This is a genomic window from Acidobacteriota bacterium, from assembly GCA_034211275.1.
In the GTDB taxonomy this organism is placed as follows: domain Bacteria; phylum Acidobacteriota; class Thermoanaerobaculia; order Multivoradales; family JAHZIX01; genus JAGQSE01.
Genome location: JAXHTF010000218.1, coordinates 1 through 10,517, shown reverse-complemented (window position 1 = coordinate 10,517; position 10,517 = coordinate 1). Strand labels below are relative to the sequence as shown.

Here is a 10,517-nt window from a genome sequence, read left to right as displayed (position 1 = left end):
GCAATATCTCCATCAGGAAATCCTGGTAGTCTTCCGATGGAGAGTTAGCCGAGGTAGGAGTTTCTGAGATTCCCATGAATGAGATCCCTTGTGGCGAGTACCTGCCGTGGCTTCCTCCCGGCTACGTCACGCAGTTCCACTCAGATGCCTCAGAGGCAGCCTCAGACCAGGCGCGGACTTTGCCAGATCGCCTCAACGCAGCTGCTCTTGCCGCAACCTCGCTGCCCTTCATGCTCCTAGAGGAGTCTGCGCGAGGGCTAATCAATGCTCCCAGGGAGCGATATGAATTCGGTCTTGAACAAGAGTCGGCTGAGGCTCGGTTGCATCAAGTGATGGAGGAAGGCGGGCTGTCGAAGCTCGCGGCTATCAAGCAGCTGCAAGAGGAGGGAATTGACTACTGGGGTATGATGCTCAAGGGGCCGGGGATCGCTGCGATTCCGTTTGGCCCCCCCGGGGTATTTCGCGCAGGGGCGTGGAAGTCGGTTGTCCCAAGGGGGGCAGCGGGCGCCGAGAGCGCCTTCCAGGGTGCCCAACTCCGAACGCATCTGAGACTTCAGGCTGAGTATGGCCAGGCCGGCGTCCGTGAGCTTGCGAACGGTCGGTTCCGGTACTACGGCGAGCTGACACCGCCAAGGACTCCCGGGACGATGGTCGGGCGGCGGCTGGTGCGGGAGTGGGATCCTGCGACTGGCGCACAGAGAACTTGGTTTGAAACCCTCGATGCGTCCGGAAATGTGCGGATCGTCCGGCCCGAGACCGGGGGGCCGAAGGTGCACCACGTTTTTGATGCCGAGGGTAACTACATTGAACAGTTCTAAGGCGCCGCCTCCGCCGTCTCGGGCGGAGATCGAGAACCGGCTCGTCGAGCTGTTGGCAGGCAAGCAGTCCCGGGAGGAAGTCGCCGACTGGGCTTCAAAGTGGATACGTGCTGAGGAGCCGGGAGTCGACGATCCCGCGGTCTGGAAGGCGCTAAACGAACTTGCCGGTGCCGACCTGAAGACCATTGATCGGCCGTATCTGCACGAGGAGGTCGACTTCCGGGCTTGGCTAGAGGAGCTCCAGGCCAGCCCGTAGCGGCCGGGCCTGATCCGAGACCCAATGCCGACCTACCCCCAGCGTCCGGCGAGCCACATTACCGGCGACCAAGCGGTCCAGCTCTTCTTGTCGGCCTGCGACCCTGAGTGGATCGCTTCGCCGCTCCCCAAGGATTACGGCCTGGATCTCCGCGTGGAGGTGGCGCGCGGGCAGCAAGTCACCGGCGAGGAGTTCTTCGTCCAGGTCAAAGGCCGCGGCGGGATCGACCCGAACCGCGAGTACCCGCCCAAGGCGCGGGTCAAGCAAGCCACGATCAACTACTGGCTCGGGAAGCTCCACCCGACACTGGTCGCGCTGGTCGACACCGACGACGGCGTCATCTTCTTCGACTGGCTCGAGCACGCCTACGCCGACTATCCGCAGGCGAAGGAGCGGGACGGGTGGGTGCGCCTGCCGCTGCGGAAGAACAACGAGGCCCACGACTTCCACGCCGAGGTCGGCCGGTACATCGCTCGCTACTACTCGGCGATCCGCAAGGACGCCCAGGATCTCGCCCAGAGCTGGCACCTGACGCAGGTGCTCTTCCACGTCTCAGCGCTCTTCCGGGCGTGCGCGCGGATGGCGATCGAGTACCAGCGCCGCGACTTCGAGGACCCCAAGGAAGTGCGGCACGTCTTCGGTGGCTTTTACACGGTGTTTGCCGCTCACGACGAGTTGCTCTCCGCTCTCCGGGAGGGTCGGCTTGGTATCAAGACCTCGCCCCGCTCGCGGCTCCTGGAGATCGTCACCGCCAAGCTGGCTCGCTACGACGAAGTCCGGGGGAAATTCTTCCAGCGTCAGAACCGGGTGCCGACCGAGGGATACTGGCTCATCCCCATCCGCTACACCGAGCTCATCGACTACCTCCTGCCCACGCTGAACGTCCTGCAGGACATCGAAGAAGTCCTCTTCCAGGCCCTCGCGCTGGGGAAGCTCGTCTGGGTCCCGGCGGAGGACCAGGAGCTCTACAAGGAACTCTGACTCTTGATATTCCTGCCTCACCCATAGTCCAGGTGCGGTCGCTGCTTGAACCAGTCGTGATTTTCCTCGGAGAAATCGATGAAGCGGGCCACCTGGCCATAGTAGTCGGAGAACTCCGCATCCCGATCGAGGCTGCGGACCACCGGCCGCGGATCTGTCTTTCGACTCTCCCTCCACCGCCGTGGCCAGTCCACGGTGATGCCGGTCGCCCACTCGCTCGCCGGGTCCTTGTAGTGGCTCTTGTAGGGCAGGACGGTGTGGAGGTGGAAGCCCTCGGCGAAGCCGGGCTTGCTGAACGACGGCCCAAACGAAGTGCCGATCCATCGCTGCGCCCGTTCGGTGCGCGCGACCTCGACGAGCGGCCAGCCCAGAAAGACGCCGGTTTCCGGGTCGAGCCGCGCTTCGCCGGCAGCAATCGCACCCCGCAGGGGCAGCTCCGTTTCGAAACCGAAGCAGAGCTTCTCAGCCACCAGGTGGGTGAAGCTCGGGAGGGCCATCTTGGTGTAGCGCGTCCAGAATAGCAGGGAGTCGCTGAAGTAGGCGTTTCCGATCACCAGCCACCCCACCGCCACGTGGCCGTCCGGCGTGGGCACGACGTCCAGGCCGCCCTTCTGCTGCTTCACGTAGTCGATCAGCGCCTCGTACTTGGTGTGAAGCCCTGCGAGCCCGAGTCGTTTCAACTGGCTCTCGAATCCGAGGACGTCAAGCAGGCAGACGAGCTGGACTTCATCCGTCGTGGCCATCTGGTGCTTGGCTCCGATCCTGTGATTCTACCGCGGCAGGCTCAGCTGCCCCAGAGCGCCACCGCGGTAGCAATACGCAGAGTAGTGCAGCCCACCCAGTGTGTGGCCCGGCTTGACTGCCAGCGGCGTGCCGCAGGTGGGGCAGACGACATGCTGGCCATGCTGAAAGCTTTCGACGATCTCCCGCATCTGTGTCTCGTCGAGATCAGGGCACGGGCTTGCCGCGGGCTTGACCCGCCCCGTGCGCCCGCAGGCGTCGCAATTGATGATCAGCAGTCCGGCGCCGCAGCCGTCGCCGGAACCCGACCAGGAGATCAGCACCCGCGTGTCGGCGCCGCAGGCTGGGCAAGGAACGCTCGTCCGTTTCTGACCGCTGGCCGGTGGGTCGCTCCAGACGCGCTCATTGATGTGGGCCAGCTCCTGTTCGGTGTAGCCGGGATGACTCATTGGCGCTCCTCGCCGTGCGGCGACCATCGCTTCTGTCCCCGCGTGCCGCACCGAAGACACTTGATCTGGAAATGCCTGCTGCCCCGCCCCGAGATCGGCAACTCCTCCACTTGAAGTGGTGAATGGCAGGCTGGGCAGGCCGTGGGCTGACCGTGAAGGTGCAGCTCCAGGAGGTCGTTGATTTCCTCCTCGGTGAGTGATCGCATCTCGACGGTGGTCGCTTTGCCGCTGCTGTCGATGCCGCAAACGGAGCAGATGGCCCGAAACCTCGGCGGTGGCCGTCGGCTCGTGCCATCGACGTACAGTCGGATGTCGGCCCCGCAGACGGGACAGGGGGTGTTGTACAGGCTGGCACCATGATGGAACGTGCCTGTGCCCCAGATAGCGTCGGCGATCATCTCGAGCTGATCTTCGGTGTACTGCTTTCTTTCGGTCATGATCGTCTCGCCTCCGTCGCCAGTGACGTGCCTATTGCCGCCCGCTCCCAATCGGATGAGTGCTTCTCCAACAGCTTCTGGAAATATCCATCGGGAGTCCGCGGGTTGCGCCCGGCGGCCGACGTCACCAGCTGTTTCCAGTCGTGACGCAGTGGGTCGGGAAGGTCCGAGAGCAGCCGAGTCAAGCGCCTCCCATCGGGTAGAGCTTCTGCAAGCTGACGGATCCAAACCTCGCGGACTTCCTCTCGCTTCAAGGTGACCACGGCCTCGGCGGACCGGGCCGACCGGTCGGCAGCGTCCGCGGCGCGTTCAGCAGCTGCAGCGGAGCGCCGGGCATGGCCTGCGGCGTAGAGGCTGATCGCCAGCGCAACGACGCCGATCCACAGCCCTAAGTGCTCCATGGAACTACCGCTCAGCCTGCTGGAGGACGGTGTCGATCATCTGGGAGACGAAGCGCTGCTGGCTTCGGGGGAGCTGGGAGAGCTGCTCGAGCTGCTGCTGGAGCTTGGGGGTGGGGCCGCGCTTGGCGGGAGGAGCTTCTAGACCGATCAGCTCCTCGACGGAAATGGCGAGGGCCTTGGAGAGCACCGGGAGGTCGGTGACCGGGACTCGGCGCCGGCCCTTCTCGAGGGAAACGACGCGCTGCTGGGAGCAGCCGAGCAAGTCAGCGAGCTGTACCTGGGTCAAGCCTCGCTCCTTGCGCAGCGTGGCGATACGCAGTCCCAGCTCTTCGAAGAAGGTCTGTTCTTCCGGGCTCATGAAATGAAGTTTACCGCCGGATTCCCGAAATGGAGTTGACGATACTCCGAAATGGGATATTATCGAGTCAAGTTTTCCCTGTCCGAAAGGACTTGACAGGTTTTTCTCCGGAAGGAGCTCCCTCATGACCCACCGTCACCTGACCATCTCCACCCTCCGCCAACCCCGCCCCTCGCAGTACGCCGGTGATAGGAGGGCAGACCGCCTCGTCCCCTTCCTGCGCTTGCGGGGCCGGTGGCTGGAGGAGCTGGGGTTTGAGGCGGGGTCGAAGGTGGCGGTGACGGCTTCGCCGGGTCGGCTGGTGATCACGCCGGCGCCGGCTGGGGAGGGAGCGGCGGATGCGTGAGGAGAAGCTGACGGTGGCGAGCTTTTTTCCGCCGGGGTGGCATGGTGCGGCACCGTATCGGGCGGTGCCGTTTCTGCCGCTGGCGGGGCCTTGGCTGCGGGAAGCCGGCTTTTCGGTGGGGAGTGAGGTGCGGGTGGAGGTGGTGCGGGAGGGGGAGGTGCGGGTGACGCTGCGCGGGCTCGACGGCGAGGGGGCCTGAGGGATGGCGCGGGTACCGGCGGAAGAGGTGGCGCGGATCAAGCGGGAGGTGTCGGTGGAGCGGCTGGCGAAGGCGCGGGGAGTGAAGCTGTCGCGGCATGGGGCGGATCTCTTGGGGCTCTGCCCTTTCCACGACGACAAGGAGCCGTTGCTGGTGATCTCTCCGAACAAAAACCTCTGGAACTGCCTGGGGGCGTGCCGAGGCTGGAGGCTCGGTGATCGATTGGGTTATGCGGGACCGCGGCGTCAGCTTTCGCCACGCGGTGGAGCTGCTGCGCTCCGACTTGCCGCCGGCCGCGGTGGTGGAAGCGAGAAGCTCCGAGCCGATGCTGCCGGCACTGGTGGAGGCGGACGCGGAGGACGAGGAGATGCTGCGCCAAGTTGTGGGCTTCAACCACGAGACCTTGCAGGAGAGCCGGGAGCCGCTTTCTTACCTGGAGTCGCGAGGGCTGGCGCACCCGGAGCTGATCGAGCGCTTCCAGCTGGGCTTCGCCAACCGATTCCCTGGGCCGGGTGAGCTCCTGGTCCTACGACGCCGCCGAGCGCCTGACGTCGATGGCCGACGCTGCCGGCAACGTCGTCGAGCTGACCCTTGATGCCGCCGGCAATCCCCGCACCGTGACCCGCCGGGAAACCGTCCCCGACGGGCCGCCGGAGGTGGTGACGGAGGACTTCGTCTACGACGCCGCCGGCCGCCGCATCGAAGCCCGGGACGGCCTCGACAACCGCACCCGCACCACCTACGACGCCCGCGACCAGGCGCGGTTGGTGAGGGATGCGGAGGGCTACTCCACCAGCCTCACCTACGACGGGCTGGATCGACTGACCCGGGTGGAGCGGCCGGAAGGCATTCTCGAGATCTTCGAATACGACGCCGCCGGCCGGCCCACGGGCTACGTGGACGCCCTCGACCAGCGCACCACCTACGCCTACGACGCCCTGGACCGCGTCACCTCCGTCACCTACCCCGATCTCACCCAGCGGCAGATGACCTACGAGGGTGCGGATCTGCTGGCGACCCTCACCGACGCCAACGGTACCGTGGTGACCCAGGCTCACGACGCTGCCGGTCGCCTCACCGGCCGCTCCGTGGCCCTCGGCACTGGAGTCCTCGGCCCGACGACGGAGACTTACGCCTACGACTCCTTGAATCGCCTGGTCCAGACCACCAGCGGTCCGACGCCCAACGGCACGGTGACCACGACCTTGACCTACGACTCCCTGGGCCGCGTCCTCACCGAGACCGGTCCCGCTGGCACCGTGGGCTATCAACGGGACACCGTGGGCAACGCCGTCGAGCTGAGCTATCCCTCCGGCCTCACCCTCGGCCGCATCCCCGATCCTCTCAATCGCCTGCAGGTCGTGGGGCCGAAGAGTGGGGGAGTCCTCACGCCCCAGGCTACCTACGGGTACCGCGGGGTGGATTTGGTGGCGGGGCTGGAGCTAGGGAATGGCTTGAGCGGTATCTGGAGCTATGACGGGGCTCGCCGACCGGTCTCCGTTTCGTTTACCGGAGCGTCGGGTCAGAGTCCCTTCGACGAGCGCCTGGGTTGGAGTCCCCGAGGCCTGCGCACCGCTTCCCAGCGCGCGGACCTTGGCCGCACCGGTGAGCTCTTTGCTACCGATGGAGCCGGCCGATTGGTGACTGCCGCTCGACAGCGGGATGCCATGGCCCAGCTCCCCTCCAATAGCCCGCTCTCCGCTGGAGATCTGACGCCCCAGGCCTCATTTTCGACCTATCAATACGACACAGCCCAGAACCTTACGGCTCGGCAGGTCGTCCAGGCAGCGCCTCTGAAGGAACAAAACCTACCACCGGATGAATCCAGCCGAAACCGGCCGGCTTCAGTCGGGAGCAAAGCTCTGACTTGGGATGCAAATGGCAATCTGACGAGCAAAGGGGACCTGACTTTCGAGTATGACTTCCGCAACCGTCTGACCCGAGTGAGCTTGTCAGGGGTAGAGCTTGCCTATTACGAATATGACACTTTCAACCGCCGGGTGCGGATCCAGCGGTCGCAGGACTCGCTGAGGGAAGTGGTCTGGTCTGGTTGGCAGGAGTTGGAGGAAACCCTCGGTGGCCAGCTGTGGCAGCGACGCACCTATGGTCGGAGCCTCGACGAGCTGGTCAGGCTGGAGGGCGACCTGAATCTGGATGGGGTGCTGGAGACGGACTACGCTCCGCTCTATGACCGCAGCGGCAACCTGGTTGTGCTCACCGGCGCGCAAGGTCAGCCGGTAGCCAAGTATGCCTACTCACCCTTCGGAGACACCATGGCGGCCCATGTGGATGCCACGCCGTCCCAGGTTCACCAGGTGCTCTTCAAGGCGGGAGAGCTTTGGTTGGAGTTCTCTGAAGAGGTCTTGACCGAGCCCTTCTTCGAAGCGGTGACCAGCGGCGAAGTCTACCTCCAAGAAAGTGCTTCCGGTACCCACCATTCGCTGCTGGCGCTCTTCCCCGTCGCCGACGGACGCCAGGCTCATCATCGGGTCGTCCTGACCCCGGAGACGGTTCCCACCGCTGGTGTGGAAGTGGCTTTGGTGGTCGGGGAGGAGGCCGTGCGGGATCACTTTGACAACGAGCCCGCCGCGCCGTACTCACTAACTTTTGATTGGCCCGCTGCTGGGACGACCACGCAGTTGCTGGAGGACAGTGCAGCGCCGGAGGTCGAGCAGGTCTATCTGCGGGACTCCTATCTCGAGATCGAGATTTCCGAGTCGGTGGATTTAGCCGCTGCCGCCCAGAGCATCCTGGTGGACGGAGCCCCCATCTCTTGGACCCTCGGAGAGGACGGCTACACCCTGCGTAGCGTGAGTCCTCTGGCGGCAGGCAACCACACAGTGGAAGTCACCACTGGTCCGCTGGACCTAGCGGGCCAAGGCCTAGCCACCGCGTTCACAACGACCGCATCGGTGGCTACCTCTGCCACCAGCGAGCAGCTCTACACCCGACCCTCTACCACCGAAGTCGAGTTCGCCGCCCTCGGCAACTTCTTCTCCTACCACGGTCGCCCCCTGGACGTAGACACCGGCCTCCTCTACTTCCGCAACCGATACTACGACCCCGAGCTAGGGCGCTTCATCACTGCGGATCCGCTGGGATACGTCGATGGGCCGAGCCAGTACCTCTTCGCGATGAACTCGCCGGTGGTGTTTGGAGATCCGTTGGGTTTGTACCGGGGGAGTCGCGAGGAGCAGGCTTGGGTCCGGGAGGATCTAGCCGTCGCTTCAGCGCAGCGGGCTCGTGAAGCACAGCAGGCAGAATTCAACGCTGTATCGACCTTCCTTGCTGGAGTCGATCCGGACTACAACCTTCGCGAGGAACTAGGTCTGTACTTCAACAGCCAGGGACTCGGTCTCGGTAGGGTTTCTTCGAAGGTGCAGCAATATCTGGGCCCTGCAGGAACCTGCCAGGGTGCGATCCAAGAGCTCCATTGTGGAATCGCGGATGCCTGGCCCGAGGTGGAGCTTCTGGAGTACACGACGGTTGAGGTCACGGCCCTTCTCCTCGGTGGTGTTGAAGCGAGTGCAGCCGTCAGCTCTAGCGGCCTTTCGAGAATGGCAGCTCGTAGTAGCCGCTCTGTGGCCTCGCGGAGTTCTCGCAGGTTGACGACTGGCAACTTTGCGCACCATGGACTAGAGTTTCTTGATGACGGTGTTCGGATGGCTCCGAACGCTGGGCGACAGGTTGTTCCGAGGGGGGCAGCTCGATTCCCAGAAAGGCCAGGACAGGTCCAGCACATCTTCCGAGACGCTCCCGGCCACCTCGCTGACACGCCAGCAAGCCGGAAGCTCCTGCAGGGGATTGCGGATGATGTATCAACGACTCTCGGCACGGACAGGTTCGGAAACGTCTGGTCCGCGCGAACGCTGGACGACGGCACTCAAATGTGGGTTCAGACCCGCAATGGAGTTATCCAGAATGGCGGACTGAACCAGATGCCTCGGGTCTTCAACCCAGAGACGGGCCTTTCTGGGCAGTAGGAGGATCAATGGGCGACACGCTGACCACACGAGATGCCTATGCGGCCATGTTCGCTTTTCTCGAGGAGATCTACAGGCGCACGGAGTCGGACGATCTAGGCGCGCTGCTTGGAGGTATGAGTCTCTTGGCGGATGGCGGAACCGCGGACCCCGCCCATTGGGCAGACTGGCAGGCGGCGGTACGCAAGGCAAAGGAACACAACGTCAATCTAGACCTCGATCTTGAGGGATAGTGGTGTGCGCCACCTCGAGGTGACGCTGCGGGTGGCCACCAGCGCGGAGGTCGGCGTCACCGATCTGGACTTCGACGTGGCGCGCCTCTTCGATCAGCGGCCTTCACCGTCGGCTTCGTCGCCCTGACTTGTAGGCGCCTCCGATGACGGTTTGTCGGAAGCCTCCGCCGCGGGTGTTTTGGGCCTGAAGCTCCAGCCCACCCCCGCTGGCTTTCCCTCGTCGGTGGATTGGAACTCGAACGTGGCCACGCCGTCGAAGATCTCGGCTTCGAAGGTCGAGTGCTGGACTTCCGTGCCGTCGCTGCCGGAGTAGGAGTGGTGGGTACCGCTCGTCAACTCGCAGACACGACTCTCGTAGTAGACGATCACCAAGAATCCGACGAAGGCCACGTCTCGACGGCCTGAGCTCGTGGCCGCCTTCAATTGCCCGGGCTCCCAGGTGATCCCGGTCACTATTTGCTTCTTGGTGCCGTCGAGCGGTACCTCGGTGAATTCCTCTGGCCGGATTCGCTCGAGCAGGTGGAGCAAGGTCGCGGCCGGAAACGGCGAGTGGATGAAGTCGGAGAAGAAGACGGGAGCGAAAGCGTCGACGGGGTAGCCCGCCTGCTCAGGCTGGCCCTCCGGGTCGAACAAGAACACCCCGCACTCGACTTTGTCGAAGACCCGGAACACATTGACCACCCCGGGCAGGAACCAGTCTTCGATCTCGGCAGCCGAAACCTCTGAAAGCGTCCGCAGCTCGATGCCGTGGTGGGCTGCCGTCTGCGGCGCCGAGCTGGAGAAGCCGCGAGCGCTGACGGCAATCGTCTTAGCGGCACCGAGCTTCGCGCGCTTCGTTGCCAGCTGCTCGATCCAGGTGTCGTCCGCCTTTCGGCTCCGCTTACGACACTCCACCGTGATCAGCACGTCGACCGTCCCGACCTTGTAGCGGATTGAAGCGTCCACTTCGCGGAGTCGGCCGGTGGTGAGATCTCGGATCCGGTCCGGCGACTTCACCACGGCGCCTCGCGGAGCCGCGGCGGCCTCGATGCGGGCCACGAGCTGCTCGAACTGCTGTGCCTCGGTGGCCGGGCGTGGGCCGCTGCCTAAAGGCTGATCGCCAGAGCGATAACGCCGATCCACAGGCCCAGGTGCTCCACCTACCGCTCAGCCTGCTGGAGGACGGTGTCGAGCATCTGGGAGACGAAGCGCTGTTGGCTTCGGGGGAGCTGGGAGAGCTGCTCGAGCTGCTGCTGGAGCTTGGGGGTGGGGCCGCGCTTGGCGGGAGGAGCTTCTAGACCGATCAGCTCCTCGACGGAAATGGCGAGGGCCTTGG

At 64.4% G+C, this 10,517-nt stretch carries 15 protein-coding genes; 9 read left to right on the top strand and 6 right to left on the bottom strand.

What is annotated here, in order from left to right; genetic code table 11:
- The first annotated feature begins 74 nt into the window (after positions 1–74).
- From SX243_22465 to SX243_22455, 3 genes are read left to right on the top strand one after another with little or no spacing between them, the layout of a single operon-like run.
- Complete coding sequence (locus SX243_22465; GenBank protein MDY7095748.1) at positions 75–818, top strand: hypothetical protein; 744 nt, start codon at positions 75–77, stop codon at positions 816–818.
- A complete protein-coding gene (locus tag SX243_22460) occupies positions 805–1,074 on the top strand; it encodes a hypothetical protein (protein MDY7095747.1) in 270 nt (89 codons plus the stop codon). The genes SX243_22465 and SX243_22460 overlap by 14 nt, the downstream gene beginning before the upstream one ends.
- A gap of 24 nt (positions 1,075–1,098) precedes the next feature.
- On the top strand, positions 1,099–2,055 hold the full coding sequence (locus SX243_22455; protein ID MDY7095746.1) for a DUF4365 domain-containing protein: 957 nt from the start codon (positions 1,099–1,101) through the stop codon (positions 2,053–2,055).
- A 17-nt stretch (positions 2,056–2,072) separates the two neighbouring features.
- Here the strand turns inward: SX243_22455 and SX243_22450 are convergent, their stop codons facing one another.
- Genes SX243_22450 through SX243_22430 form a run of 5 tightly spaced genes read right to left on the bottom strand, consistent with a single transcriptional unit; the run spans position 2,073 to position 4,441 of the window.
- Complete coding sequence (locus tag SX243_22450) at positions 2,073–2,798, bottom strand: hypothetical protein (GenBank protein ID MDY7095745.1); 726 nt, start codon at positions 2,796–2,798, stop codon at positions 2,073–2,075.
- Between the two features lie 27 nt (positions 2,799–2,825).
- Positions 2,826–3,245 (bottom strand): hypothetical protein, encoded by a 420-nt coding sequence (locus tag SX243_22445; GenBank protein ID MDY7095744.1) that lies wholly within the window; start codon positions 3,243–3,245, stop codon positions 2,826–2,828.
- Entirely contained in the window at positions 3,242–3,682 is a 441-nt protein-coding gene (locus tag SX243_22440; protein MDY7095743.1) for a hypothetical protein, read from the bottom strand. The genes SX243_22445 and SX243_22440 overlap by 4 nt, the downstream gene beginning before the upstream one ends.
- Entirely contained in the window at positions 3,679–4,083 is a 405-nt protein-coding gene (locus SX243_22435) for a hypothetical protein (GenBank protein MDY7095742.1), read from the bottom strand. Before SX243_22435 ends, SX243_22440 begins: the two co-directional genes overlap by 4 nt.
- A gap of 4 nt (positions 4,084–4,087) precedes the next feature.
- Positions 4,088–4,441, bottom strand: coding sequence for a helix-turn-helix transcriptional regulator (locus SX243_22430; GenBank protein ID MDY7095741.1), 354 nt, complete (start codon positions 4,439–4,441; stop codon positions 4,088–4,090).
- 124 nt (positions 4,442–4,565) lie between these two features.
- Here SX243_22430 and SX243_22425 point away from each other — a divergent pair, with 124 nt between their 5' ends.
- The 6 genes from SX243_22425 to SX243_22400 all read left to right on the top strand — a co-directional run bounded on the left by SX243_22425 (position 4,566) and on the right by SX243_22400 (position 9,329).
- Positions 4,566–4,787: a SymE family type I addiction module toxin gene (locus SX243_22425; protein MDY7095740.1), complete on the top strand. Its 222-nt coding sequence runs from the start codon at positions 4,566–4,568 to the stop codon at positions 4,785–4,787.
- Positions 4,780–4,986, top strand: coding sequence for a SymE family type I addiction module toxin (locus tag SX243_22420; protein MDY7095739.1), 207 nt, complete (start codon positions 4,780–4,782; stop codon positions 4,984–4,986). The genes SX243_22425 and SX243_22420 overlap by 8 nt, the downstream gene beginning before the upstream one ends.
- Before the next feature lie 214 nt (positions 4,987–5,200).
- A complete protein-coding gene (locus SX243_22415; protein ID MDY7095738.1) occupies positions 5,201–5,581 on the top strand; it encodes a hypothetical protein in 381 nt (126 codons plus the stop codon).
- Positions 5,499–8,969: an RHS repeat-associated core domain-containing protein gene (locus SX243_22410; GenBank protein ID MDY7095737.1), complete on the top strand. Its 3,471-nt coding sequence runs from the start codon at positions 5,499–5,501 to the stop codon at positions 8,967–8,969. Before SX243_22415 ends, SX243_22410 begins: the two co-directional genes overlap by 83 nt.
- An 8-nt stretch (positions 8,970–8,977) precedes the next feature.
- Complete coding sequence (locus SX243_22405) at positions 8,978–9,202, top strand: hypothetical protein (GenBank protein MDY7095736.1); 225 nt, start codon at positions 8,978–8,980, stop codon at positions 9,200–9,202.
- Positions 9,203–9,206: 4 nt separating this feature from the next.
- Positions 9,207–9,329, top strand: a complete 123-nt coding sequence (locus tag SX243_22400) for a hypothetical protein (protein ID MDY7095735.1) — start codon at positions 9,207–9,209, stop codon at positions 9,327–9,329.
- On the opposite strand, the gene SX243_22395 is transcribed toward SX243_22400, so the two are convergent.
- On the bottom strand, positions 9,296–10,324 hold the full coding sequence (locus SX243_22395) for a restriction endonuclease (GenBank protein ID MDY7095734.1): 1,029 nt from the start codon (positions 10,322–10,324) through the stop codon (positions 9,296–9,298). The two genes, SX243_22400 and SX243_22395, sit on opposite strands and share 34 nt — an antisense overlap.
- Between the last annotated feature and the right edge of the window lie 193 nt (positions 10,325–10,517).